Raw genomic sequence first — 25564 nt, 5'->3', positions numbered from 1 at the left:
GCCGGGGAGATCTCAGCGGTGGTCGGCGACGTACTGCTGCGGGTCCTTGTCGCGGAACGGAAGGTTGCGCCCGTTCTTGTGCTCGCCGTAGAAGGTCAGCCAGCGTTGGCCCAGCTCGGCGCGGAGTTCGGTGCTGGCGTGCCGGCGGAAGTCGGGCAGCGCCTCGTCCTCCTCTTCGGCGAGGTGTTCGCTGTTCTCCCGGCGGGCGGTGCCGACCGCCTCCCACCACTGGTCCGAGCCGACCGGGTGCAGTTTCGCCTCGGCGACGGCGTCGCGGATCTTGTTGTGGTCGCCGATCGCGTCGGCGGTCTCGTCCTCGCCGTCGTCCCCGTGCTTGACCAGGTGCGGGTAGAGGATCGCCTCTTCCGCCTCGGCGTGGATGTCCAGGTGCAGGGCGAGGGCGTCCCAGATGGCGAGCATCTCCTGCTCGTCGCGGGCGTCGTCGAGGCGGGCGAAGCCACGCCGGAAGGCGGCGTGGTCGTCCAGGATCAGCGCGGTGATGTCGTCCACTGTGCTCACTTTCCGGTTGGTTTGCCGATCCGGGCACGCAGCATCGCCGGCATCGCGGCGAGCCCGGTGATCGGGCGGAAGCGTTTCGCGGCCTCGGCCAGCGCCGTGTACTCGTCGTCGGCGAGGTCGATGTCGGCGGCGGCGGCGTTGCGTTCCATCTGCTCGACCCCGGACGCCCCGGGGATGGCGAGCACGTTCGGGTGGCGCAGCAGGTAGGCCAGTGCAATCTGGCTGGGAGTGGCGTCGTGGGCGTCGGCGACCTGGCGCACTGTGTCGATCAGGGCCGCGCCGCGTTCCAGGTTCTCTGGCAGGAAGTACGGGTTGGCGCGCCGGACCGCGCCGGTCGGCGGGTTCCTGGCGTCGTAGCGACCGGAGAGAAAGCCCTGCGCCAGCGGGCTGTACGCGATGACCACCCGACCGGCCTGCCGCGCGTACGGCAGCAGGTCCTGCTCGGGTGCGCGGTCCAGCATGCTGTAGCGGACCTGGTTGCTGAGCACCCGCCGGCCGAGGGCGGCTTCGGCGACCTGCCAGCGGCGCAGCCCGTAGTTGCTCACGCCCACCTCGCCGACCAGCCCGACGTCCTGCAGGGTCCGCATGCCGCGCATTGTGGTGTGGTCGGCGACCAGCGGATTGGGCTGGTGCACCTGGTAGAGGTCGATGGTGGTGACGCCGAGCCGGGCCGCCGAGGCGACCGCCCGCTGCTGCACCACAGCGGCCACCGGCAGGACTGGCAGGATCTTGCTGGCAATCACCACCTTCGGCCGGTCGTCGCCGAGGGCCGCGCCGAGGATGCGTTCGCTGCGCCCGAAGCCGTAGATCTCCGCGCTGTCGAAGACCGTCACGCCCAGCTCGACGGCCCGCCGGACGATCTGCGCCGCCCGCCGTTCGAAGTCCGGGCCGTACCCCCATTCCCGGGAGCCGAACTGCCAGGTGCCCAAGCCGATCTTGGACAGTGGTTTGGGGGTGTCGAGCGCAATGAAACGCATGGCGTCGAAACTACCCCGATGTCCCGGTTTCCACGCCCGATCCGCATCACGCTGAGCCGGAGCTAGGCTCATGATCGTGACCTACCTCGCTGCGGATGACCGCTACGACACCATGACCTACCGGCGCAGCGGACGCAGTGGCCTGCGGCTACCGGCCGTCTCGCTCGGGCTGTGGCACAACTTCGGCCCGGACCGCCCGTTCGAACGGCAGCGCGACATCGTGCGCCGCGCCTTCGACCTGGGTGTCACCCACTTCGACCTGGCCAACAACTACGGCCCGCCGCCCGGTTCGGCGGAGGAGAACTTCGGCCGGATGCTCGCCACCGACCTGAAGCCGTACCGGGACGAGTTGGTCATCTCCAGCAAGGCCGGGTACCTGATGTGGCCCGGCCCGTACGGCGAGTGGGGCTCGCGCAAGAACCTGATCTCGTCGCTGGACCAGTCGCTGGGCCGGATGGGGCTGGACTACGTCGACATCTTCTACTCGCACCGGTTCGACCCGGACACCCCACTTGAGGAGACGATGGGGGCGCTCGACGCCATCGTCCGCTCCGGCAAGGCGCTCTACGTCGGCATCTCGAACTACAACTCGGAGCAGACCACGCGGGCCACCGCGATCCTGCGCGAGCTGGGTACGCCGCTGCTGATCAACCAGCCGTCGTACTCGATGCTCAACCGCTGGACCGAGTCCGACGGCCTGCTCGACACGCTGGAGCAGGTCGGTGCGGGCTGCATCGCGTACAGCCCGTTGGCCCAGGGTCTGCTGACCGACCGCTACCTGGGCGGCATCCCGGCCGACTCGCGGGTTCGCACCAGCGTCTTCCTCAACGAGAGCGACCTCAGCGAGGAGAAGATGGCCACCATCCGTGGGCTCGGCGCGGTCGCCGAGCAGCGCGGCCAGTCCCTCGCTCAGCTCGCGTTGGCCTGGGCGCTGCGTGACCCGCGGATGACCAGCCTGATCATCGGGGCGAGCAGCGTCGAGCAGTTGGAGACGAACATCGCCGCGCTGGACAACCTCGACTTCACCGCCGACGAGTTGGCCGAGATCGAGCGCCACCTGGGCTGAACGCCGTCGGGCCCCGGGCGGGTCGGATCACCAGATCCGGCGCCGCCCGGCCCGGTGGTTGCGCACCTCGCACTGCCGGCCCACCGGCGCGGCGGCGCCGCGACGTCGCCGTCCGGCACCGATCAGCAGCAGCGCCAGGACCAGCACGACGGCAGCGCCGGCCAGCACCGGCCACCGGCCGCCGAGGTTGGTCACCGACGCCACCGGCACGCCCGGGTCGGCCGCCGCCGCCACCGCCGGCTCGGTGGCGGCCGGTCCACTCGCGGCGGTACGCGGAGCAGCCGCCGCGCTCTTGGTCGCGCCGGCTTTCCCCGGGGTGGGGGTGGCCGCGGCACCGGTGGACTTGGCGCCACGGAACACCACGTCGGAGCAGGAGTAGTAGGTGTCCGGCGTGTTGGAGTTCTGCCAGATCGTGTAGATCAGGTGTCGACCGCTGCGGCCCGCCGGCAGCCGGCCCGCCAACTGGTACGCCCCGGCCCGCACCGGCGGGTCGGTCAGCGTCAGAAACGGGCGCGACTCCAGGTCCGCCCAGGTCAGCTTCTTGCGGGGGTCGTAGTCGGGCGTGGTGACGTAGAGCCGGAAGGTGCCCCGGTGCTCGATGGTGGTCCGGTACCGGAAGGTGAACTTCGCGCCGGTGGTCAGCGTGGTGCTGGGCCAGTCGGTGCGGGGCAGGTCCAACCCCCGGTACGCGGACAGCCCGCCGCTGCACAGCTCACCGTCCGGGATTCGTTCCCGATCTCGCCCGTTGATCGTGGAAACTCGCACGTTGTCCCATTCACGAACCGCCGCCCCGGCCTGGATCGCCGCCCGGCAGGCGCTGGTGGCCGCGTACCGCCCCTCGGGGCCGCAGGCCGCCGCGCGACTGATCGGGTCGGTCGGGGCGCCGTGGGCGGCCGCGGGTGTGGCGGCCAGGGGCACTGTCGCGGCAGCGACCAGCACCGTGGCGAGGAGCCGGCGTACGGGCATGAGGGTGACCTCCGCCCACTGGTACGGCCGGCGGGGGGCAAAGGTTCGACGCTGACCGGCCGGGAATCCTGCGGGTGGGCGCGGCGTTTCGATACTCGGAACCGCTTGCACCGAGGAGGCAGACATGAAGGTACGTAGCTCGTTGCGTGCACTGAAGCAGAAGCCGGGTTCGGTGGTGGTCCGCCGTCGCGGCCGGGTGGTCGTGGTGAACCGCGCCAACCCGCAGTGGAAGAGCCGGCAGGGCTGACCCCCAGCCCTTACCGGACATCTAGTCGCCAACGCCCTGACCGGGTCATCCGGTCGGGGCGTTTTGCGTGTCCGGGTATGACCGAGCGACCCGGAAGATAAGAAGAGCAACCCTTTTCCGGGAGTGCTTTTCCGGTCCCGGGCCCGCAGGTTGCGCGTGCTTGGCGATGATCGCTCAATCACGCCTGTTCATTGTCGCTGCGACCGCCCGATGGACCGCTTGGGCAATTGTCGGGTCGGAGAATCTGGCACTCGCGACGCGTTCCGCGCGACGCAGTTCCGAACCGATTCGGAGTGGATGCGTCGATTGCAGGATGTCGCGTATCCATCGCTCAAGATCCGCTTCGTCCACCGGAGGACTCCCGGACCGCGCGGCACCCCCGGTCGAAGATAGACGCCAGCTGGCCTCATCGCCACTCATTAATCCCCCATGCCCGTCACAGCCGAGCTGAGCTGCTCAAATGCCGCCCGAGTCGCAGCTTTGGCGATCGGGCTCGACACCAACCCTGGCAGCCGACAGCGGTAAGTTACCAACTCGTGACGCGCGAATTTCAGATGATGGAAATTCCATATCCCATTAGCCCGATAGGCATTGCGGTATCTCCGATAGGACGCTCGACAACCCCGTCCCGGCTCGACGCGGGCAACGAACTACATCGAGAAACGACACTTCCCTTTGCGCAGCTCGGAGGCATGCTGATCGGTGTCGGCAACGATCGGGGGGTTGACTTGCCGACGGAACATCGATAGGAATTTTAAGTCGCCGAAACGGGGGGAAGCATCTATGCGTATTACGTGCGGAGTAAAACTCACTCAGAGCGGGGGCGTCGCCCTCTTCCAGGACGACGTGTTGGAGTTCAACGTCGAGGCGCAAAAGCTGGAGAACAACCGCCGATACAGCGACGTGGACGATCTCACGCTGATCGCCCGGATCCTGGGCGACTACGGGTACAAGATCTCCGACGTCGACCAGTGGGCGCTGGACGGCTGGGACGGCGCCGTCCACGGGCAGGCCCACCGGCTCAACAACGGCAACCCGGTCGACGTCCGGCTGGCGCCCTACCGGGAGACCGAGCGGGTGCCGAATCCAGCCCAGCCGGGCCACCGTGGCGAGTTGCCCATCGGCGACGCCACAGTGCCGTACGTCAGCCACGTGCACGTGGCGAGCCACCTCGCCGCCGCGTACAGCACCAGCCCCTTCGCCCGACGGGGCGAGCCGAGCCTCGTCCTGGTCTGGGACGGCGGTTGCTTCCCCCGGCTCTACTCGGTGGACAAGGACGGCCGCATCGAGCCCGGCGGCGAGGTCTTCCCGCTGATCGGGCACTTCTACTCGATGGCCTCGCAGCACTTCGGGCCGTACCGCCGCGACAAGCTGTCCCGCAACGTCGACGACCTCTCGGTGGCCGGGAAGCTGATGGCCTACATCGCCCTCGGCACCGCCCGGGAGCCGATCAAGCAGGTCCTCGGGGAGCTGTTCCACGAGCACTTCGAGGCCAACAGCCCGGCCGTCCGCAAATACCGGGAGGAGATCATCGGTTGCGGCAGCACCGGCGAGCCCTCGCACGCCTACGTCCACGCCTATCTGGAGGACGTCCGTCGGCGCACCGACCAACTGGGCGTCGCCGACGACGACGTGCTCGCCAGCGTGCACGAGTTCATCGAGGAGTTGCTCGTCGAGCGACTCGTGGCCAAGGCCGAGTCCTGGAAGGGCAACGGCCCCTGGAACCTCTGCTTCGCTGGCGGCTGCGCCCTGAACATCAAATGGAACAGCGCCATGCGGGCGCACAAGGCCATCCGCGAGATGTGGGTGCCGCCCTTCCCGGACGATTCGGGTTCGGCCGTCGGCACCGGCGCCATCCTGGTCAGCGGAGAGCAGCGACTGGCGCCGATCTCGTGGAACGTCTTCGCCGGCCCCGACCTCGTGCACAACTCGCACGTTCCGGCTGGCTGGACGGTGGCGCCATGTCGACCGGAGGAGCTGGCCCGGCTGCTGCACCGCACCGGTAAGCCGGTGGTGGTCCTGCACGGCCGTGCCGAATTGGGCCCTCGCGCACTCGGGGCGCGCAGCATCCTCGCCCCGGCGGTGGACCCGGCGATGAAGGACGAGCTCAACCGGATGAAGCGTCGGGAGAGCTTCCGGCCGGTCGCACCGATCTGCCTGACCGACCACGCTCCGACGGTCTTCGACCCGGGCACCCCCGACCCGTACATGCTCTTCGACCACCGGGTGCGCCCCGACTGGGTGGACCGGATCCCGGCGGCGATCCACCTCGACGGGACCGCCCGGTTGCAGACGGTCAGCGCCGAGGACAACCCGATGCTCGCGGCCGTCCTGCGCGAGTACCACAAGTGGAGCGGGATCCCGGTGCTCTGCAACACCAGCGCGAACTACAACGGCCGCAGCTTCTTCCCCGACGTGGTGTCGGCGATGGAGTGGGGCCAGGTCGACCTCATCTGGAGCGAGAACGCGCTGTACCGCAGAGTCACCTCGTCGGACGCGTCAGCGAGCGTCACCGGCACCGGTGTCAGCTGACATCCGGCGTCCGCCGGAGGGTACGGACGTCGGCGCGCCACCGCGCCCCCCGCTGCGGGAGCCGGCGTTCCGTACCCTCTGGCTGGGCGACCTGGCTGCCCGGTCGGCACACCAGATCACCGCCTTCGGGTTGCCCCTGCTGGTCGTGACGTTGCTGGCCGGCAGCGGCACCCAGGTGGGGTTGGTCGGCGCGGCACAGTTCGTGCCGGTGCTGGCGTTCTCCCTGCTGGTGGGCACCTGGACCGCCCGTTCCTCGCTGCGCTGGATCCTGGTCACCGGCAACGCGGCACGCGGCGTCGTGCTGTTCGGCATCGGGGCCCTGGCCGCCACCGACCGCCTGGTCTTCACGACGCTGTTGGTGGGCGCGTTCCTCATCGGCTCGGCGGCGGTGCTGCACGACATCGGGTCCCAGGTCACCGCGCCCCGGTTGCTCGACGGCGACCGGCTGGTCGCCGGCAACGGTCTGTTGCAGGCCACCACGTCGGTGACCCAGATGGCCGGGCCGGCGGCGGCGGGTTTCATCGTGCAGTCCGCCGGCGCCTCCTGGGCCGCGGTGGTCACCGGGGCACTGTTCTGCGCGGCGGCGATGGCGATGGCGACCCTCCCCGCTCGGGCGCTGCGGCCGGCGACCGACCGGGGCGACGCGCCGACGATCCGGGCCGGGCTGGCCTACGTCTGGCGGAGCCGACCGATCCGGGACCTGTGCGTGCAGTCGGCCCTCTTCAACCTGCACGAGCAGGCCTTCGCGACGGTCTTCCTGGTGTACGGCGTGCGCACCCTCGGGCTCTCCGGTGGCCTTATCGGCCTGGTCATCGGGCTCGGCAGCGTCGGGGCGCTGGTCGGCTCCCTGGTCGCCGGGCGGGTCGGGGCCCGACTGCACCTCGGCCGGGCGCTGACCGTCTCGATCACGGTCGCCGCGCTCGGGTTGCTGCTGGTGCCCGGGCTCGCCGCGGCCGGCACGGCGACCGTGCTGCTCGGCGCGGGCTTCGTCATCAACGGGGCGGCTCTGGCGGTCTACAACGTCCTGGCGGTCACCGTACGGCAGCAGGTCCCCCCTCCCGTCCTGCTCGGCGCGGTGACCGCGAGCTACCGCATCGCAGCCTTCGGCTCGCTGCCGGTCGGGGCGCTGCTCGGCGGGGTGTTGGCCGACCTGGCCGGGGCGACCACGGCGGTGTGGGTGGTGGCCGTCTCGCTCACCGTCTCCTCGCTGCTGCTGTACGCCTCTCCGCTGCGCAGGGCGGCCCAGCTGTCCGAGGTGCGGGCCCTCGCGGACACGACGACTCGGAAGGAACGGTCCATCCGGCATGGCGACTGACGTGACCGACGGCATCGGCGCCGTCGACGAGGAAACCTGGGCCCGGCTGGCCGCCGACGCCGAACCCGACGCGGCCCACGGCTACCTGCTGTTCCGCGAACGGCTGGAGCCGGGCACCGCGCTGCTGGTCTCCGCCGACGACGACCGGGGGCCGGTTGCCGCGATCCACGCGGTCACCGCCGCGGCCGGGACGGGCCTGTTCAGCCACCCGTGGAAACTCCTCACCGAGGAACAGTTCCTCCGGCTCACCCAGGACGACGACGCGACCCGGATCCGCGCCGAGCACCGGGCCCTGCTCGGCGCGCTCGGCCCGGACGCACCGGAGTCGGGCGATCTCGCGGACTGGCTCACCACCACCGTCGGAGAGCCGCTCGTCGTCCGCACGTACGACCGCAGTCCGCTGTTCACCGCCCCCGACGTCGACATCACCCGGCGGCGGCAGGCCGGCCGGGAGGTCGTGGCGACCCTCCAGGACCTGGTCCGGCAGGGCCGCGCCGCAGCGGTGGTCCTGCCGTACGTGGCCGTCGACGACGAGCTGCTGCGTGGCCTGCTGGAGGCCGCCGGCTTCGTCCGGGGCTCGGTCACCGCCGCGTCCGCCCTGCACCTGGAGGGCTACCCCACCTACCAGGCGTTCCTGGACGGGCAGAACGCCGAGACGCGCCGCAACTACCGACTGGCCGAGCGCGAGGTGACCCGGGCCGGGCTCCAGGTCCGCGAGGTGCCGCTGGCCGAGCACGTCGACCGGATCGTGGACCTTGAGGCACGCACCGGCGAGCGCAACGGCGCGGCACCGAACCGGCCCCAGCTGCGGGCGGCCCGCGCGTACCTGGCTGCGGTGCTCCCCGGGGCGATCCGCGTGGCCGTGGCCGGCCGGTCCGACGCCGAAGTTCTCGCCTGCACGGTGCAGATGTACGGCCGGCACGGCTGCTGCACCCTCGGCTACGGCAGCGACTACGACGTCACCGGTACCAGCGTCGCCTACCACCACCTGGTCTTCGGGCAGCCCGTCGAGTCGTGCATCCGGGCCGGCGTGCCCCGGTACCGCCTCGGGTTCGAGGCGTTCGCTCCGAAGTTCCGCCGAGGCGCCCGGGTCGCCAAACGTGAGCTGTGGCTGTGGACACCCGATGAGCGACAGCGGGAGTCGTTCGCCCGGCTCCTCCGCTTCCTCGACGAGCGCACCACCGGCCACCTGGCTGCCTACGTCCGCTGATTCCCCTTCATTCCGCGTCGCATCCGACGCACGACCACCGGGAGACCGACATGCCGCTGGCCCCTCGTGCCATGGTGATCTCGCTGCAGAAGACCGGCACCCACCTCATGCAGGGTCTGATGACCAACCTGGGGTACAAGATGGCCGGGGTGCCCCGGCCGACCCCCCGCAACACCCCGGACTTCACCGACGCGCAGCGACGTCAGATCGCCGCGCTCACCCTGTCGAAGTCCGACTACGACGAACTGCTGGAGCTGGAGGGCACGGAGGAGTACCTGCTCCGCACCCAGGAGGCCTGGTCCGCCCTGGGCTGGCACTGGCAACGCCGACTGGGCCAGCACGTCGTCAACCGGTACGGGCAGACCCGCTTCGACTTCGCCGACTCGGTGATCACCAACCCGCACCTGCCGTACTCGCGGTTCGCGGACACCCCGGCCGGGCTCTGCTGGATCTTCCATGAGCTGGACATCAGCAAGGTGGACGGGTCCTTCTTCGCCGAGTGGGTGGAGACCGCCACCCCGCCCCTGGTCTACAACTACCGCGACCCCCGCGACGCACTGGTATCCATGGTCAACTTTCTGGAGGGGCGGACCCGCGAGGGGTACGGCAACTTCTACGAGTTCGACATCTTCCACCGCATCCTGACCTCCCTGCCGACCTGGGAGGACAAGCTCGACTACGCGATGCGGGACACGTCCTTCCTCGGGCGAGACCAGTTCGAGCGAGGGCTGTGGCTGCTGCGCCACCCCGACGTGTGCAAGGTCAGCTACGAGGATCTGGTCGGAGAGCGCGGCGGCGGGTCCCGGCAACGCCAACTCGAGGCCGTGGACCGGTTGCTGAAGCACGTCGGGTCCACCGCGGACGCCGAGGAGGTCGCCGGCAAGGTCTACGACCAGAGTTCCTGGAGTTTCTTCCGGGGCACCACCGGCACCTGGCGGGAGCGGTTCACCAAACGCAACGAGGCCCGTTTCACCGAGCTGTTCGGCGACATCCTGGAGCAGTACGGCTATGAGTGAGGCCCACGCCTTCCTGCTGCTCGGCGGTTACCGGGTCATCGCCCGCAACTGGGGCTTCCTCGCCGACCTCGCCGGTCGAGGGCTGTGGATCCTGCTGATCACCTCGGAACAGTGGCGGGCCGAAACGACGGCCGCCATGGCCCGGGGCGAGGGTCCCGGGACGTACCTCACGGACGCGGCCTTCGTCACCGGCGAGGTCGGCATCGAGGGCAGTTTCACCTCCGGTGTGGTCGCCCACGTCCAGCGCTGGCAGCAGGAGTACGACATCGTCGGGGTCTACGCCGCGGGCGAGATGCTCGTCGAGCAGACCGGGATCGTGGCGGATGCGCTCGGCCTGCCCGGGCCGGGCGTGCGCGCGGCGCGGGTGTGTCGCAACAAGTACCTGCAACGGTTCTACCTGCCGCAGTGGAGCCCTCGGCTGGTCGTCGTCCCACCGCAGGGGCGCGCCGGGCTGGACGTGGGCCCGGTGCGGTTCCCGGCGGTGTTGAAGCCCTCGGGGCGGCGGTCGAGTTCCGGGGTCCGGGCGGTGCTCGACCCCGAGGCCCTGCCCGCGCTGCTCACCGAGTACCCGGCGGCGGAGACCCTGCTGGTCGAGGAGTACGTCACCGGCGCCGAGTACTCGGTGGAGGCGGTCGTCCAACACGGTCGGATCGTCTTCGAGTCGGCGACCCAGAAGCGGACCACCGAGGACGGCTCGGACTGGTTCGTCGAGATGGCCCACACCGTGCCCGCACCTCCCGGCGCGGATCACGACAGGTTGCTCGCCGCCAACCGCGACATCGTGGGCCGGCTCGGTCTCGTCGCCGGCATCGTGCACACCGAACTCCGCCTCGACCGGGACGGCCGGCCGGTCCTGATGGAGGTGGCCGCCCGTACTCCGGGCGATGGCATCATGCCGCTCTACCACCTGGCGACCGGTCGGGCGCTCGAGCAGACGATCATGGAAGTGGCGCTCGACGAGCCGGCGGCACACCCCCCACCCCGGCGGTTCGCCCGCCAGGTCTACCTGCCCCAGCCGAGGGGAACGTTGCAGGACGTGAAGCTGCGCTGGCCGGGCATGGAGCCGCAGTGGGTGCCGGAGGGGCAGCCGTGGCCGGTCATCGCACCGGGCGAAGCCGACGACCCGCCCGCCCTGCGACACGTCATCGTGCTCAAGGAACGCGGAGCACTCCTCGGTGAGCTGCGCGAATCCGGTGACCGTGGGGTGACGTTCCTGATCGACGCCCCGACCCTCGACGACCTCGACGACCTGGAACGTCAGGTGAGTGCGGCGATCGACATCATCGTGGATCCCTGACCACCACCGCCGGGCGTCCACGACAAGACGGTGGTGGCGCACCGGATCGACTAGGGTGCTTCGAAGATCGCCCCGATGAGGAGGAACCGGTGTTCATCTTGGAGCTGTCCTTCGGCGACGAACCCGACCGGCTCGCCGCCCGACCGGCGCACCGGGAGCGTCTCCAGGCCCTGCACCAGGAGGGTCGGCTGGTCATGGCCGGGCCGTTCGCCGACGACTCCGGAGCCCTGCTGATCTTCGACGTCCCGGACGCCGAAGCGTTCGCCGCTGTCGTCGCCGAAGATCCCTATTACCGGACCCCCGGGGTGACGATCGTCAGTCAGCGGGAGTGGTCACCGATCGTCCGGTAGCGAGGGCCACGACGTCGCGGCGGAACCGCCAGCAACAGCAAAACGCCCTGGTCGGATTATCCCGACCAGGGCGTTTCTCAAGGGTGGAGCCGAGGGGACTCGAACCCCTGACCCCCACACTGCCAGTGTGGTGCGCTACCAGCTGCGCCACGGCCCCTTGCTGTCGTCCCGGTCGCCCGGGCACTGGGAAACTATACACAGACCGGCCCGCATGGTCATCTCGCGGGGGTCCCCCGCCGGGCCGGGTCAGTTGAGGGCCACGTCCGGCGGGAAGTGCGCCACGGCGGCCATCATCCCGCCCTGCCGGCGCAGCACCATCGGCCACAGGTCGTCGGGCCGATCGACGAAGGCGTCCCCGGGCAGCCCGTCCAGCACGAACCAGGACCCGTCGGCGATCTCCTGCTCCAACTGGCCGCTGCCCCAGCCGGAGTAGCCGGCGAAGACCCGGATGCCGCCGATGCTCTCCCGCAGCCGCTCCGGGTCGACCGAGAGGTCGATCGTGCCGACCGCCCCGGAAACCTGGTGGAAACCCTTCAGCCGGCGCATCGGGTGCCGCATCCGGGCGAGGCAGATGGCCGAGTCGGGCTGCACCGGGCCACCCTCGAAGAGCACCGCCGGGTGGCGGGCCAGGTCGCTCCAGTCACCGAGCACCTCGGCCACCGGCACCTCGGTGGCCCGGTTGAGCACCACGCCGAGCGCTCCGCCCGGCTCGTGGGCGACCAGCAGCACCACCGTACGGTCGAAGTTGGGGTCCTTGAGCGCCGGAGTCGCGACCAGCAGCCGCCCGGTCATCGACTCCATCGCTCGTCCGCCGATCGCCTGGCCCTCTCCCTGCATGCCACACACCCGTCAACCGTGAGCCCGCGCCGGGGGCCGGTCATCGACCGAATCCGCCCGCCGCATCGGGTTCAGCCGCCCTGTCAACGCCATGCCTGGCACCATAGCCTGCGTGCTGGGTGCTGGCTAAGGTCTGACCGGCGGGTGATCGGACAGTTGAGACGAAGGACTGACGCACCCGACGGCGGTGCTCCCGGTGATCGACCGATCGGGGCCACCGACGGCCGAGAAACGCCCGAAAGGTCCGTCACATCCCGATAGATTCGGCTGATCGGGAGGGCGACCGCGGTTGCCCCTGCCCGCGACACGGAGGCGGGTGGCGATGGCAACTGTCCGGGACGCGACGTACGACGTGCTCCGCACCCTCGGTATGACCACTGTCTTCGGCAACCCCGGCTCGACCGAGGAGCCGTTCCTCCAGGACTTCCCCGCCGACTTCCACTACGTCCACGCGCTGCACGAAGCGACGGCCGTCGCGATGGCCGACGGCTACGCCCAGGCCAGCGGCGTGCCCGCCCACGTCAACCTGCACACCGCACCGGGCACCGGCAACGGCATGGGCAACCTGGTCACCGCCTGGCACAACAAGACCCCGCTGATCGTCACCGCCGGCCAGCAGACCCGGGAGATGCTGCTCCTGGAACCCCGGCTGGCCAGCCGCCGACCCACCGAGCTTCCGCAGCCCTACGTGAAGTGGGCCTACGAGCCGGCCCGGGCGCAGGACATCCCCGCGGCGATGCTGCGGGCGTACGCGACGGCGGTGCAGCCACCGGCCGGGCCGGTCTTCCTCTCCCTGCCGATGGACGACTGGGCCCAGCCAGCCGACCCGCCGCCCGCGCCGCGAACGGTGGCCACCCGGTTCGCGCCGGACCCTCAGCGGTTGGAGGAGTTCGTCCGGGCGCTGGCCGGCAGCCGCAACCCGGTGCTCGTGTACGGGCCGGGGGTGGACCGCTCCGGAAGTTGGCCGGCCGCGGTCGCGCTGGCGGAGCGGCTCGCCGCGCCGGTCTGGTCGGCACCCGCCACCGAGCGGGCGGTGTTCCCCGAGGACCACCCGCACTTTCGCGGCGTGCTGCCGTACGCGATCGGTCCGCTCGCCGAGGCGCTGCGCGGGCACGACATGGTGCTGGTCGTCGGCGCCCCGGTGTTCCGCTACTACCCGTACGTGCCGGGCGGGCACCTGCCCGACGGCGCGCGGCTGCTGCACATCACGGACGACCCGGACGAGGCCGCGCGAGCCCCGGTCGGTGACAGCCTGCTCAGCGACCCGGGGCTGGCACTGACCGCGCTTGTCGAAGGGGTGCCGCCGAGCGACCGGCCGGCACCCACGCGACCGGACGCACCGCCACCGCCGGAGATCGGCACCCCGCTGAGCGCCGACGCCATGTTCGCCGCGCTGGCCGCACACTGGCCGACCGACGGCGTGCTGGTCCAGGAGTCACCATCCAATCTGTCCGCGCTGCGTCGTCAGCTGCGGATCACCCGCCCGGCGTCGTACTTCACGATGGCCAGCGGCGGCCTCGGCTACGGCCTGCCGGCGGCGATCGGCGTCGCACTGGCCGAGCGGGACACCGGGCGCGGTCGCCCGGTGGTGGCGGTGATCGGCGACGGCTCCTTCCACTACTCGGTGCAGGCGCTCTGGACGGCCGCGCGCCTGGCCCTGCCGGTGGTGGTCGTCGTCCCGGTCAACCAGCAGTACGCGATCCTCAAGGCGTTCGCCGAGCTGAAGCACACTCCGGGGGTGCCCGGCCTGGACCTGCCGGGGTTGGACGTCACCGCGATCGCGGCCGGCTACGGCTGTGCCACGCAGGTGGTGGAAACCCCCGATCAGCTCGGCGCGGCGCTCTCCGCCGGGCTGCGCGCCGACCGGCCCACGGTGTTGCCGGTGCCGATCAGCACCGACGTGCCCAGCATCCTCTGAACCGAGTCAGCGCGGCCCGATCGACAGCGGGGCACCGGTGAAGACGTCCAGCACCGGCCGGCTGCCCAGCGGCGCCGCGAGGGTGACGGTGACCGGCTCCACCTTCAGCAGGGCGATGCATTCCCCGGTGGCCCGGGTGACGCCGCCACCGACCACCACGACGTCCGGCCGTTCCCACACCAGCGGCGTGATCCCGGTGTCGCACGCGCCCACGCCGAGCCGCACGGTCAGTCGGGCGCCGTCGACGGCGGCCAGGTCCTGGGCCGCCACCAACCCGTCCGGCAGCGGCCGGGCCGGCGTGGTCGGCTCGGGGACGGGGGTGACCGCCGACGGCGCGACGGCGAGCCGGACCACCGGGGTGGCCAGCTCCTTGATGGTGAACAGCCAGGCCGGCACCTGCGCCACGCCCCGGCTCGTGCGTACCGGCACGGCGCCGAACGTGACAGCGGTGACGGTGAGCGGGAGACAGGCGGTCTGCGTGCTGCTCGTGCCCCACCCGTCGGGCCCCGGTTCGACGGTCGGGCCGCCGGGGGTGGGCCGACCGGGCTGCTTCGGCCGCCCCGGGCAGGGCAGTGGGTCACCCTGGTCGAGCTGCCGGTACGCCTCGGCGGCGCTGACCAACGGCAGCCTCAACCGTCCGTCCGGGAACTGGATCTCGCCGCCGACCCGGGTGGGCGGTATTCCGACCTGCGCGCTGTACCACCCGGCCCGGAAGGCCGCCTCGGTCTCGGGGGTGAAGCCCGGGTCATCGGTGAGCACTGTCGGCCCCTCCAGCGGCACGTAGCCCGTGCGCCAGTCGGGGCCGGGTCGCCACGCCTCGGCGACCTGAGCGGCTCGCTGGTCGAACGCCTCCACGCCGCGCGTCGGGCTGCGCGGACCGGCGTCGGTCGCGGCGCAGCCCGCCGTGAGCAGCAACGGGAGTACGAGCAGCAGTGCCGGCCGATTCATGTACGGTTCGACGCCTCCGCCGACCGGCCGGTTCCCGACCTGGGCTCAGGTCTCGCCACCCAGATCCGTCTGGTACGCCTCCCAGAGCAGGTCGGCACCGCGCCGCCGATGCCGGGCCAACCCCCGCAGCAGGTGACCGGCCCGGTGTCGCAGCTCATCGGGGTGCGCCTCGGGCCGCTCAGCGATCTGCTGGACCGCCAGGATCGCGGCGACGATCGCCACGTGCTCCCGGGTCAGCAGCCGCACGCCGTGGTCGAGTCGCGGCGACTGGGTGAGCAACTCCCGGTAGAGGCCGCTGGGACCTTCGGTGACCCGGACGTGCTCGGCGAAGCCCTGGCGCACCGGACGCAGCCGAAGGAGAACCTCTTCGCGCCAGCGCGGCTCGGTGTTGGCGACGGCGACGGCCCGGCCGAGGGCGTGCACGTCACCGGTGAGGCCGGCCGGGCGCGGCGCGCCGGGTAGACCAATGGAGTGTGGATCGGCGGGGAGCCCCGCCGGATGCGCGACGCGCGGTCGGGCGACGACTGACGGCTGCTGGACCGGACCGGTGACCATGGCACCTCCCGCGCGGCGGCGCTGCTACCCCATACCGCGATGGTGAGGCTGCTCGGCCCGCCCTGTCCAGGGCCCTGAGCCGTCTCATCTGCCCCGTCCGGCCCAATGACCCCACCAGCCACGCTGGTACGGCCCCGGCGCCGCACGGGCCTCCTGGGACGTACGACCGCCTCAGTCCGTCGACGGGCGCTCTGCCAGCCGGCGCAGGTGGTCGGCCACGGCGTGCGCGTCGCCGGCCAGCTCGTCGCCCGGTCGACCCGTCGTGATCGCCTCGGCCAGCGCCCGCAGCTCGGACGGCGGCAGGACGGGCAGCCCCATGCCGCGCAGTGGGATGGTGACCCCCCGGGCACTCCCCGGTTCGGTCGCGAGGATGGCCCGCGCCTGCGGTTCGCCGGCCGGACCGTCGTCGTCCGCCTCGCGGTACGACACCGCGCCGGACTCGATCCGGGCGGTGGCGAGGTCGACGGTGCGGGTGCGCAGCGCACCGCGTACCCGCGCCCGGCTGCCGTCCAGCCAGGCGGCCGTGCGGAGCACCCGCAGCACCAGGAAGAGGCCGAGCAGGACGAAGGGCAGGCCACACAGGCCGACGAACGGGCTGGGACCGGACTGGTTCGGGTCGGCGGAGTCGCTCAGCCCGGGCGGCAGCAGCCCCGGTGGCAGGTCCCGAGCCTCCTCATAGGAGGCGAACGCGTCACCCGGGCCGGTCAGCCGGCGCAACAGCCCGTCGGCGACGAGAGGCAGTGCCACGAACGCCGCGCCGACGGCCGTGAGCAGGACGCCGAACGCCACCGCCACGACGCGCTGGCCGGGCGACGCGCCGACCGACAGGCGCAGCTCCTGGTTGGTCACAGGGGGCAGCGTAAGACCCCGCGAACAACGAAGCGCCCCGGCTGGTGGGCCGGGGCGCTTCGTTCGAGGTGGTGGAGGTGCCGGGAATCGAACCCGGGTCCTTCGCCGGTTTGTCAGGGCTTCTCCGAGCGCAGCTCGCTGTGCCTCTACTCGGCCCCACCGCTCACGCGAGCAAGTTGGTGTGACGGGCCCAGTCGCTGATTAATCTCGCCGCACGGACCCCGCGACCGGGTCCGATTGGCCAGCCTCCTAGCTGATGCCGGCTACTGGGACGAAGGCGTTCCCAGGCCGACAGACTTAGCTACTCGCCTCAGGCGGCGAGAGCGAAGTCAGCGCGATTTTGCTTGGCGCTTATAAGTTTCCGACGACCGATTCTCGAGACGACGTCGGCTTCCTCGGCTCGCTTCCCCTGTCGCTGCGTACGAAGTCGAAACCAGTCACCCCCTCGACAGGCCGCCGATGTGGCGGCACTGACAAGACTAACGCCTGCCGCAACAGCTTTCATCCCGAGCCCCGGGCCGGCACGCCGACCCGGACAAACAGGATGAACTAGTCGTCCATTCCCTTGCCGCGTCGACCGGACACCCGGGCGATCTCCCGGTCCGCGTCCCGCTTGGCGAGGTCCTGACGCTTGTCGTACGACTTCTTGCCCTTGGCCAGGGCGATCTCGACCTTGGCCCAGCCGTCCGAGAAGTAGACCTGCAACGGGACGATGGTGAAACCGCCCTCGCGGGTCCTGCCGAGGAGCTTGTCGATCTCGCCCCGGTTGAGCAGCAACTTGCGGGTACGCCGGGGCTCATGGTTGGTCCAGGTGCCCTGGGTGTACTCCGGGATGTGCATCGCGTGCAGGAACAACTCGCCGTCCCGTTCCTGCGCGAACGCGTCGACAAGTGACGCCCGCCCGGCCCGCAGCGACTTGACCTCGGTGCCGGTCAGCGCCATGCCCGCCTCGTACGTGTCGAAGATGGCGTAGTCGTGACGCGCCTTCTTGTTGGAGGCGACCACCTTGCGCCCCTTTTCCCGTGGCATCGGGGCCACCCCCTCTCCTGGAGTCCGCGGCCGGGTTCACCCCGGCCGGACAACCGATCATGCTACCCGAATCACAAGGACCCTCCCGCGCCGTTTATTTCCGGCTGCGGGAGGGTCCTCGGGAGACAACGGGACGACCCGTACGGTGCCTAGACCCGCAGGTAGAAGCGCAGCGTGATCCAGGCGGTGCCCGCGCTGACCAGACCACCGACGCCAGCCATCAGCGGGAAGATGAACAGGATGTCGCCCCAGGTGATCGGCGAGAGCAGACCCTGCAACGCGCTCAACGACCCGTCGAAGAGCAGATACTTCGCCGCGACCAGGGCCACCAGACCGAGCAGTGAACCGATCAGGCCGGCCACCACCGCCTCCAGCACGAACGGCGCCTGAATGAACCAGTTGGACGCGCCGACCAGCTTCATGACCGCCACCTCACGCCGCTTGCTGTACGCGGCCACCTGAATGGTGTTCGCGACCAGCAGCAGGGCGGCGATCGCCATCACGATGGCGGCAGCCAGGGCGATGTTCTGGATCGAGGTGAGGATGTTGAAGATCTTGTCGAGCAGTCGACTCTGGTCGATGATCTCCTCGACACCCGCGGTGTCCTTGTACTGGTCGTAGACGTTCTTGTACTGCTCCGGGTTGTTCAGCTTGAGCCGGAACGCCTCGGGCAGCTGGTCCGGCTTGACCGCGTTCACCAGGTCCGGCGCGTCCTGGTACATCTCCTTGAAGCGCTTGTACGCCTCGTCCTTGTTGACGTAGAGGACGTCCTTGACCAGGGGGTCGCCGTCGAGCTTGGTCTGGAGGTCGGTGCGCTCCTGCTCGGTCACCTCCTGAGTCAAGAAGATCGAGACTTCGATGTTCTTGTAGTAGAGGTCCTTCATGTCGTCGACCTGGCGGTACATGAGACCGCTGGCGCCGAGCATGGTCAGCGAGACCGCCATCGTGATGATCATCGCGATGGACATGGTCACGTTGCGCCACAGTCCGACCAGTACCTCGGACAGGACGTATTTCACGCGCATCGGGATTTCCTCCGGGTCTCCGGCATGAGGTGTTCGTCGTCAGGCTGCGCAGGGGTGGAGCGCCGGCTCACCCGTAGACGCCGCGGGCCTGGTCACGCACGATGCGACCGCTCTCAATCTCAACGACGCGGCGGCGCATCTGGTTCACGATGTTGGAGTCGTGGGTGACCATCACGACGGTCGTGCCGGTGCGATTGATCCGGTCCAGCAGGCGCATGATCTCAATCGAGGTGTCCGGGTCCAGGTTTCCGGTGGGCTCGTCCGCCAGCAGGATCAGCGGACGGTTCACGAACGCCCGGGCGACGGCGACCCGCTGCTGCTCACCACCGGAGAGCTCGTGCGGGTAGCGGTGCTCCTTGCCACCGAGCCCGACCAGCTCCAGCACCTCCGGCACGACCCGGCGGGCAACCGCCTTCGTCTTGCCGATCACCTCGAGGGCGAACGCCACGTTCTCGTACGCGGTGCGGTTGGGCAGCAGCCGGAAGTCCTGGAAGACGCAGCCGATCGAACGCCGGAAGTGGGGTCGCTTCCAGGAGCGCATCGACGTGACGTCCTTGCCGTTGACGACGACGCGCCCCTTGTTGGGGGCCACCTCGTGCAGCAGCATCTTGATGATCGTGGACTTGCCGGAGCCGGATGGACCGATGAAGAAGACGAACTCGCCCTTCTCGATCGAGACGGACACGTTGTCGAGCGAAGGCCGGGACGCCTTCGGGTACGTCTTCGTCACTTGCTCAAGCTGAATCACGGGTGGTGAGTCTACGCGGTGTAACAACTGAGCCAAGCCCCACGCCCCGCCGATCCGGCACGAGTCGTCGAATCAGGCCTCTACCTGGAGATCGATGACGCGCTCCGCCCGCGCGCCGTCACGCACCGTCGCCAGCGAGTTGACGCTGCTTGCGCCAACGGATGCCGGCCTCGATGAAATCGTCGAGGTCGCCGTCGAAGACCCCGCTCGGATTGCCGGTCTCCTGCTCGGTTCGGAGATCCTTCACCATCTGATACGGGTGCAGGACGTAGGAGCGCATCTGGTCGCCCCACGAGCTCGTGCCACCGCTCTTGAGGCCGGCCATCTTCTCTTCCTCCTCCTGGCGCTTGCGCTCCAGGAGCCGGGCCTGGAGCACCCGCAGCGCGGAGGCCTTGTTCTGCAACTGGGACTTCTCGTTCTGGCAGGTCACCACGATGCCGGTCGGGATGTGCGTCAGGCGCACCGCCGAGTCGGTGGTGTTGACGCTCTGCCCACCCGGCCCGGAGGAGCGGTAGACGTCGACCCGAACCTCGTTCTCCGGGATGTCGATGTGGTCGGTCTGCTCCGTGACCGGCAGAACCTCGACGCCCGCGAAGCTGGTCTGCCGACGACCCTGGTTGTCGAACGGGCTGATCCGGACCAGCCGGTGCGTGCCCGACTCGACGCTGAGCGTGCCGTACGCGTACGGCACCTTGACCGCGAAGGTGGCCGACTTCAGGCCCGCCTCCTCGGCGTACGAGGTCTCGTAGACCTCGGTGGGGTAGCCGTGCCGCTCCGCCCAGCGCAGGTACATCCGCAGCAGCATCTCGGCGAAGTCCGCGGCGTCCACGCCACCCGCGCCGGCCCGGATGGCGACCAGCGCCTCCCGGGAGTCGTACTCGCCGGAGAGCAGGGTGCGGACCTCCATCTCCTGGATGGCCTTGGTCAGCCCGGTGATCTCCGACTCGACCTCGGTCAGCACACCCGGGTCGGCCTCGGCCTCGGCCAGCTCCAGCAACACCTGGGCGTCGTCGAGGCCGGAACGCAGGCTGCCCAGCTTGCTGATCTCGCCGTTGACGTACGACAGCTGCGAGGTCACCTGCTGGGCCTTGGCCTGGTCGTCCCACAGATCGGGGGCGGACGCCTCCTGCTCAAGGCGGGCCTTGTCCTCGTGGAGCCGGTCGATGTTGAGGACGGCCTCGATGTTTCGCAGGGTCGCGTCGAGTTCCTTGAGCTGTTCGGCGTAATCGGCAGCGGTCACGACAGACAAGCGTACTGTGCCGCAGGCTGCGCAGCTCGTCGTGGAGGCGCGAACTGGCCGCAGGTCACCCGACGGGGGCGGACTTCAGCCACGACAGGGCAGCCCGGTGGTAGGCGACGGCGAACTCCAGCGCGCTGGCGTCGTACGTCTCGCCGTCCCGTTTGGCGTTCTTCACCTGCTCCCGGACCTGGGCGAGGGCCTCGGTGTGGTATTCGTTGGCCGAGGCGTACAGGCCCTTCAGCTGGCTGGCGGAGTGCAGGTTGCCGAAAGCCATCCGGAGCGCTATCGGGTTGCGGATGGTGTCGCGCCCCGGGTTCTCCGCGAGCCAGCGGGAAAACGTCCGTTTTCCGCTGGCGGTGAGTGCGTAGGGCTGGCTCATCCGCGGGCCCGGCTTACCGAGCCGCACGAAACCCCGCTCAGCCAGCACCGGCAACTCGCGGTACACCTGACTGCGGGTCATCGACCAGTACGGCGCCAGACGGCGCTCAGCGGCGGCCATCAACTGACCGCCTGTCATCGGGCCCTCGTGGAGGAGGCCGAGCAGGGCCGCCGCCGTAGGGTTGACTCCGGAATCCGCCATGCCCACTACGCTGCCACTTTGCGCACCCGGCGTCCAGGATTTGCCGGTTTGCCACCCGACAGGACTTCCTAAGTGCACTGTCGGCGGCAGACTGTCCGTTGAGGACTATCGATGGATTGCACATTCCGGGCGTCCGCCGGCGGCGCCCACGCGCGCCGCCGGCGGGTTGTCGCCGGTCAGCCCATGTGGGGGTACGTGTGGTCGGTCGGCGGCACGAAGGTCTCCTTGATCGTCCGCGGGGAGATCCAACGGACCAGGTTCAGCCAGGAGCCGGCCTTGTCGTTGGTGCCGCTGGCGCGGGCGCCACCGAAGGGCTGCTGCCCGACCACCGCGCCGGTCGGCTTGTCGTTGATGTAGAAGTTGCCGGCCGCGTACCGCATGCGCTCGCCGACCGACTCGACGACCCGACGGTCCGTGGCGAACACCGAGCCGGTCAGCGCGTACGGGGCGATCGACTCCGCCTGCGCGACCACCTCGTCGAACCGGGCGTCGTCGAACACGTGCACGCCCAGGATCGGCCCGAAGTACTCGGTGGTGAAGGTCTCGTGGGCGGCGTCGCCGCACTCGAAGAGCGTCGGTCGCACGAAGTAGCCGACCGAGTCGTCGGCGGTGCCACCGGCCAGCACCCGGCAGCTGTCGTCACCGGCGATCAGCTCCAGCGCGGCGGTGTGCCGGGCGAACGCCTTGTCGTCGATCACCGCACCGCCGAAGTTGCCGAAGTCGGCCACGTCACCGTAGGTCAGCGAATCGGTGGTGGCGGCCAGCCGGTCCCGCAGCCCACCCTCCCAGATCGAGCGCGGCACGTACGCCCGCGAAGCGGCCGAGCACTTCTGGCCCTGGTACTCGTACGCGCCACGGATCAGCGCGGTGTGCAGCGCGTCCACGTCGGCGCTGGTGTGCGCGACGACGAAGTCCTTGCCGCCGGTCTCACCGACCAGGCGCGGGTAGCCCCGGTAACGGGAGATGTTGTCGCCCACGGTCCGCCACAACTGCTGGAAGACCTTTGTCGAACCGGTGAAGTGGATGCCGGCCAGATCCGGGTCGGCGAGCACGACGTCGGAGACCTCCTCGCCCCGGCCGGTGACCATGTTGATCACGCCGGGCGGCAGGCCTGCGGCCTCGAACAGCCGCATGGTGAAGTGCGCGGCGAACTGCTGGGTCGGGCCCGGCTTCCAGACCACCGTGTTGCCCAGCAGGGCCGGCGCCGACGGCAGGTTGCCGGCGATGGCGGTGAAGTTGAACGGGGTGACCGCGTAGACGAAGCCCTCCAGCGGGCGGTGGTCGAAGCGGTTCCAGACGCCGGGCGAGGACGCCGGCTGCTCCTCGAGCAGGCGACGCGCGAAGTGCACGTTGAACCGCAGGAAGTCGATGAACTCGCACGCCGCGTCGATCTCCGCCTGGATCGCGGTCTTCGACTGGCCGAGCATGGTGGCGGCGTTGAGCGTGTCCCGCCAGGGGCCGGCGAGCAGCTCGGCGGCGCGCAGGAAGATCGCGGCGCGCTCCTCGAAGGGCAGAGCCCGCCACATCGGCGCGGCGTCCTTGGCCGCCTTGGTCGCGGCGCGCGCGTCGTCGTGGGTGGCGTGCGCGGTCACCCCCAGCACGTGGGAGTGCTTGTGCGGCTGCACCACGTTGATCGGGTCACCGCCGGCCATCCGCTGCTCACCGCCGATGGTCATCGGCAGGTCGATGCGCTCGGCGGCGAGCTCGGTCAGCCGCCGCTGGAGCCGGTCCCGGTCGGGGCTGCCCGGCTCGTAGTTGCGAACCGGCTCGTTGCGCGGCTCGGGAACGGAGAACACGGCATCCATCAAGGCTCCTGGCGATCTCGACAGCAGTGGCGAAACCGGACCCGCGGGGACCGACCGGATGGCCGGACACCGGACGCCACCACGAGAGGCCGAGCAGCGGCGGGACCTCCCCTGATTCTCCCACGACGGGCCACGCGACCCACTTCCGCCACCGCCCTGCACCAAGGACCGCCCCACCCCTCCTCTCCTTACCGACCGGTCTCGATCCGTCCCGCCGTCCCGGGGCGACAGGCAGCCCAGCGGGCCCGCGTACCCTGAATGGTCGGTGACCTGCCGCCTCGAAGGGGAGACGATGACCAAGCAGCCCGGCCGCGTCCCGGCCGCTGAGTCGGACGAGCCGGCGGTCGACGCGGCCAGTGCCGGCAGTCGGCCGCTGCCCGCCCCCGGCGCCGCAGTGCTCGCGCTGCTGGCGCTCGGTTGGTTGGCCGCCATGCTCTGGTCCACCCGGGAAGCCATCACCTCGGCGGCGGCCGGGGTCACCGCGATCAGCCTCTCCGCGTTCGCCCTGCCCGGCGTGATCTCGGCCGCACTGGTGGCCGGGGCGGCCGTCGCGCTGGCCGCCGGCAACCTGCTGGCCCGCCGGTACGGCGACTGGGCCACGCTGCGCTTCGCCGGGGCGATCGGCGGCGGAATGCTGGTCGGGCTCGCTGCCGCGGTGGCCATCAACCTCACCTACTTCGACACGTCCACCACCAACGTGATCGCCGGCACCACCGCGGCCGCGGCGATCATCGGGGGCGCGCTGGCCGGCGCGCGGACCGCCCCGGCGATCGGCGCTGTGGTCACCGCCGCGCTGGGCACGCTGATCTTCGTGGTCGCGTTCAGCCGCGCCCGGGACCCGCTGTTCGACCTCTTCGGCTCCGGCGACAGCCAGGAATCGTTGATCAACGCGGCCAAGTGGGTGTCCCGTACCGAATCGCTCGTCGCCGGGCTGCTCGCCGGGCTTCTGGCCTTCGGCTACTTGACCTGGGCACGGCGTCGAGCCGTCCGCCGCGATCCCGAGGCCCCGGCGCTGCGCTGGCCGGCGTACCTGCTCGCCGGCGCCGGGCCGGGGCTCCTCCTGCTGCTCGCCGAAGTGATCATCAGGGTTGGTGGCCGGTCGCTGCTCGACCTGGCCAGCGCGCTGAGTGAGGCGGACGCGGTGGCGCAGACCTCGCTGGGCACCTCGCGGGTGGACAACGGCATCTGGGTGCTCTTCGTGGGGGCGCTGACCGCGCTCATCGCATTCGGCCGCACGCTCAGCCCGGCCCACAGCGACGACGACGAACCGGCCCACAGCCCGAACCCGGTCGCGGACCAGGTCGATCCGGCGGACGACAAGCCGGGCTACGCCAAGGCGTTCGACGCGGACCCGGCCGAGACATTCGACGGCGACCCAGCTGAGACGACCGACGCGGACCCGGCGAAGGCGGACCCGGCTCGCTGACGCCTCACCGAGGTCGGCGTTTCGGCGACCAAGGCCGGCGCAGGCGACCAGGGTCGGCGTTCGGCGACCAAGGCCGGCGCAGGCGAACAGGGTCGGCGTTCGGCGTTCGTGCCCGGTGTCCGGCTGCTGCTGGGGCGGTGTTCGGCTCAGTCGGTCGCGGTCAGCAGCTGGTCCAGCTCCGTCACGTCGTACCACTCCAGCTCGTGGTCCTCGGCGCCGTCCACGGTGAACTGGGCGTCCGGGTCACCAGCCGCCGCCTCGGCCACGACGTCGGCCGCCGCGCCGACCTCCTCGGCCGCGTCCGCGCCGTCCACGTGGATTGCCGCGACGGAGCCCACCGGCACGGCGTCGGTCAACGTCACCGCGCTGGAGCCCAGCTCGCCGTCGCCGCGCCCGATCGCTGCCGACGGCAGGTCGACCGAGATGACGACGCGACGGCGGGGAGCGGTCGGGTCGGCCCGGAGCAGGTGCAGGGCGTCCTGGGCGGCCCGGGTGAAGGCGACGTACTCCAACTCCTCCTCGTCACCCTCGGCGTACCACTCGCGCAGCGCCGGGGTCACGGCGTGCGCCTGGTCGGCGGCCAGGCCCTCCGCACGCAGCCGGGCCAGCATCGGTACGGTCGCCGGCACGTACACCCGGACAAGCTCGTCGGTCACCGGTCGTCTCCCCGCGTCGTCCTCCACCGGCGGCCGCCGGCACGGGCGCAGATCATGCCGCACGCCGTGACCGTCATACACCCCGCCTCGGGCCGGAGGAAGTTCCCAGCCGGTGTGTCCCGCGTGATCGGTCCCGCCACCGACCCGGTCCCATGCTGGGCGGCGAGGGCTGTCGGTGGCAAACTGAGCCAAACGACATCAACCCCGGGAGTTTCTGTGGAGCCGAGGTTCCTGCTGCTCACCGACGTGGCCGCCGAGCTCAACGTGTCGGACTCGCAGGTCTACCACATGGTGCGCAGCGGCGAACTGCCGGCGATCAAGATCGGCGGGCGCGGCCAGTGGCGCGTCGAACGCGCCCGGCTGGAGGAGTACATCGCGCGCAAATACGACGAGACAGCAGACTGGGTGCAGAGCAACCCGCTGGTCGACCGCGACCCCGAGTAGTAGAAGCCC

Annotated in this window: 25 protein-coding genes, 1 tRNA gene and 1 other RNA gene; 11 read left to right on the top strand and 16 right to left on the bottom strand. The window is 70.5% G+C overall.

Going from position 1 to position 25564, the window contains the following annotated elements:
• Positions 1-12: 12 nt before the first annotated feature.
• Both DLJ58_RS04955 and DLJ58_RS04950 read right to left on the bottom strand, forming a co-directional pair.
• Positions 13-519, bottom strand: coding sequence for a hemerythrin domain-containing protein (locus DLJ58_RS04955; protein ID WP_124854064.1), 507 nt, complete (start codon positions 517-519; stop codon positions 13-15).
• A complete protein-coding gene (locus DLJ58_RS04950; RefSeq protein ID WP_124854063.1) occupies positions 516-1496 on the bottom strand; it encodes an aldo/keto reductase in 981 nt (326 codons plus the stop codon). Before DLJ58_RS04950 ends, DLJ58_RS04955 begins: the two co-directional genes overlap by 4 nt.
• Before the next feature lie 70 nt (positions 1497-1566).
• Here DLJ58_RS04950 and mgrA point away from each other — a divergent pair, with 70 nt between their 5' ends.
• A complete protein-coding gene (mgrA, locus tag DLJ58_RS04945; RefSeq protein WP_124854062.1) occupies positions 1567-2562 on the top strand; it encodes an L-glyceraldehyde 3-phosphate reductase in 996 nt (331 codons plus the stop codon).
• A gap of 27 nt (positions 2563-2589) precedes the next feature.
• Here mgrA and DLJ58_RS04940 read toward each other — a convergent pair whose 3' ends face one another.
• Entirely contained in the window at positions 2590-3528 is a 939-nt protein-coding gene (locus DLJ58_RS04940; RefSeq protein ID WP_124854061.1) for a lytic polysaccharide monooxygenase auxiliary activity family 9 protein, read from the bottom strand.
• A gap of 124 nt (positions 3529-3652) precedes the next feature.
• On the opposite strand from DLJ58_RS04940, the gene DLJ58_RS04935 reads away from it, so the two are divergent.
• The 7 genes from DLJ58_RS04935 to DLJ58_RS04905 all read left to right on the top strand — a co-directional run bounded on the left by DLJ58_RS04935 (position 3653) and on the right by DLJ58_RS04905 (position 11495).
• Entirely contained in the window at positions 3653-3775 is a 123-nt protein-coding gene (locus tag DLJ58_RS04935) for a 50S ribosomal protein L36 (RefSeq protein ID WP_030490864.1), read from the top strand.
• A gap of 783 nt (positions 3776-4558) precedes the next feature.
• Positions 4559-6307, top strand: a complete 1749-nt coding sequence (locus tag DLJ58_RS04930) for a carbamoyltransferase N-terminal domain-containing protein (RefSeq protein WP_124854060.1) — start codon at positions 4559-4561, stop codon at positions 6305-6307.
• Positions 6297-7622, top strand: coding sequence for an MFS transporter (locus DLJ58_RS04925; protein ID WP_124854059.1), 1326 nt, complete (start codon positions 6297-6299; stop codon positions 7620-7622). Before DLJ58_RS04930 ends, DLJ58_RS04925 begins: the two co-directional genes overlap by 11 nt.
• The gene (locus tag DLJ58_RS04920) at positions 7612-8832 is read left to right on the top strand and encodes a peptidogalycan biosysnthesis protein (RefSeq protein ID WP_124854058.1); all 1221 of its coding nucleotides are present in this window, start codon (positions 7612-7614) and stop codon (positions 8830-8832) included. The genes DLJ58_RS04925 and DLJ58_RS04920 overlap by 11 nt, the downstream gene beginning before the upstream one ends.
• A gap of 50 nt (positions 8833-8882) precedes the next feature.
• Positions 8883-9848, top strand: coding sequence for a sulfotransferase family protein (locus DLJ58_RS04915; RefSeq protein ID WP_124854057.1), 966 nt, complete (start codon positions 8883-8885; stop codon positions 9846-9848).
• Complete coding sequence (locus DLJ58_RS04910; protein ID WP_124854056.1) at positions 9841-11145, top strand: ATP-grasp domain-containing protein; 1305 nt, start codon at positions 9841-9843, stop codon at positions 11143-11145. Before DLJ58_RS04915 ends, DLJ58_RS04910 begins: the two co-directional genes overlap by 8 nt.
• Positions 11146-11234: 89 nt before the next feature.
• Positions 11235-11495 carry a YciI family protein gene (locus DLJ58_RS04905; protein ID WP_124854055.1) on the top strand — a complete coding sequence of 87 codons (261 nt, stop codon included), beginning with the start codon at positions 11235-11237 and terminating at the stop codon, positions 11493-11495.
• Positions 11496-11579: 84 nt separating this feature from the next.
• Here DLJ58_RS04905 and DLJ58_RS04900 read toward each other — a convergent pair.
• Positions 11580-11652: transfer RNA gene (locus DLJ58_RS04900), tRNA-Ala, on the bottom strand.
• An 89-nt stretch (positions 11653-11741) separates the two neighbouring features.
• Positions 11742-12332: a YqgE/AlgH family protein gene (locus DLJ58_RS04895; protein ID WP_030490862.1), complete on the bottom strand. Its 591-nt coding sequence runs from the start codon at positions 12330-12332 to the stop codon at positions 11742-11744.
• Between the two features lie 322 nt (positions 12333-12654).
• On the opposite strand from DLJ58_RS04895, the gene mdlC reads away from it, so the two are divergent.
• Positions 12655-14250 (top strand): benzoylformate decarboxylase, encoded by a 1596-nt coding sequence (gene mdlC, locus DLJ58_RS04890; RefSeq protein ID WP_124854054.1) that lies wholly within the window; start codon positions 12655-12657, stop codon positions 14248-14250.
• A 6-nt stretch (positions 14251-14256) separates the two neighbouring features.
• Here the strand turns inward: mdlC and DLJ58_RS04885 are convergent, their stop codons facing one another.
• From DLJ58_RS04885 to pruA, 10 genes are all read right to left on the bottom strand, one after another.
• On the bottom strand, positions 14257-15198 hold the full coding sequence (locus tag DLJ58_RS04885) for a hypothetical protein (RefSeq protein ID WP_124854053.1): 942 nt from the start codon (positions 15196-15198) through the stop codon (positions 14257-14259).
• A 45-nt stretch (positions 15199-15243) separates the two neighbouring features.
• Entirely contained in the window at positions 15244-15753 is a 510-nt protein-coding gene (locus DLJ58_RS04880) for a hypothetical protein (protein WP_124854052.1), read from the bottom strand.
• 171 nt (positions 15754-15924) lie between these two features.
• On the bottom strand, positions 15925-16602 hold the full coding sequence (locus DLJ58_RS04875; protein WP_124854051.1) for a hypothetical protein: 678 nt from the start codon (positions 16600-16602) through the stop codon (positions 15925-15927).
• Positions 16603-16671: 69 nt separating this feature from the next.
• Positions 16672-17047: a transfer-messenger RNA gene (gene ssrA, locus DLJ58_RS04870) on the bottom strand.
• A 104-nt stretch (positions 17048-17151) separates the two neighbouring features.
• On the bottom strand, positions 17152-17631 hold the full coding sequence (gene smpB, locus DLJ58_RS04865) for an SsrA-binding protein SmpB (RefSeq protein WP_124854050.1): 480 nt from the start codon (positions 17629-17631) through the stop codon (positions 17152-17154).
• Between the two features lie 149 nt (positions 17632-17780).
• The gene (gene ftsX / locus DLJ58_RS04860; RefSeq protein ID WP_124854049.1) at positions 17781-18656 is read right to left on the bottom strand and encodes a permease-like cell division protein FtsX; all 876 of its coding nucleotides are present in this window, start codon (positions 18654-18656) and stop codon (positions 17781-17783) included.
• A gap of 67 nt (positions 18657-18723) precedes the next feature.
• A complete protein-coding gene (gene ftsE / locus DLJ58_RS04855) occupies positions 18724-19404 on the bottom strand; it encodes a cell division ATP-binding protein FtsE (protein WP_030331491.1) in 681 nt (226 codons plus the stop codon).
• 118 nt (positions 19405-19522) lie between these two features.
• Positions 19523-20644: a peptide chain release factor 2 gene (gene prfB, locus DLJ58_RS04850; RefSeq protein ID WP_124854048.1), complete on the bottom strand. Its 1122-nt coding sequence runs from the start codon at positions 20642-20644 to the stop codon at positions 19523-19525.
• A gap of 64 nt (positions 20645-20708) precedes the next feature.
• On the bottom strand, positions 20709-21224 hold the full coding sequence (locus tag DLJ58_RS04845; RefSeq protein ID WP_091393967.1) for a PadR family transcriptional regulator: 516 nt from the start codon (positions 21222-21224) through the stop codon (positions 20709-20711).
• Positions 21225-21400: 176 nt separating this feature from the next.
• The gene (gene pruA / locus DLJ58_RS04840) at positions 21401-23029 is read right to left on the bottom strand and encodes an L-glutamate gamma-semialdehyde dehydrogenase (protein WP_124854047.1); all 1629 of its coding nucleotides are present in this window, start codon (positions 23027-23029) and stop codon (positions 21401-21403) included.
• Between the two features lie 292 nt (positions 23030-23321).
• Between pruA and DLJ58_RS04835 the strand changes: the two genes are divergently transcribed.
• On the top strand, positions 23322-24455 hold the full coding sequence (locus DLJ58_RS04835; protein WP_244218777.1) for a hypothetical protein: 1134 nt from the start codon (positions 23322-23324) through the stop codon (positions 24453-24455).
• Between the two features lie 146 nt (positions 24456-24601).
• Here DLJ58_RS04835 and DLJ58_RS04830 read toward each other — a convergent pair whose 3' ends face one another.
• Positions 24602-25111 (bottom strand): DUF6912 family protein, encoded by a 510-nt coding sequence (locus DLJ58_RS04830; RefSeq protein WP_124854046.1) that lies wholly within the window; start codon positions 25109-25111, stop codon positions 24602-24604.
• Between the two features lie 216 nt (positions 25112-25327).
• Between DLJ58_RS04830 and DLJ58_RS04825 the strand changes: the two genes are divergently transcribed.
• On the top strand, positions 25328-25555 hold the full coding sequence (locus DLJ58_RS04825; RefSeq protein ID WP_124854045.1) for a helix-turn-helix domain-containing protein: 228 nt from the start codon (positions 25328-25330) through the stop codon (positions 25553-25555).
• Positions 25556-25564 lie beyond the last annotated feature (9 nt).

It is taken from the genome of Micromonospora arida, from assembly GCF_003857035.1.
Taxonomy (GTDB): domain Bacteria; phylum Actinomycetota; class Actinomycetes; order Mycobacteriales; family Micromonosporaceae; genus Micromonospora; species Micromonospora arida.
The sequence above is the reverse complement of the archived record's forward strand: the minus strand, read 5'-3'. Positions and strand labels throughout refer to the sequence as shown.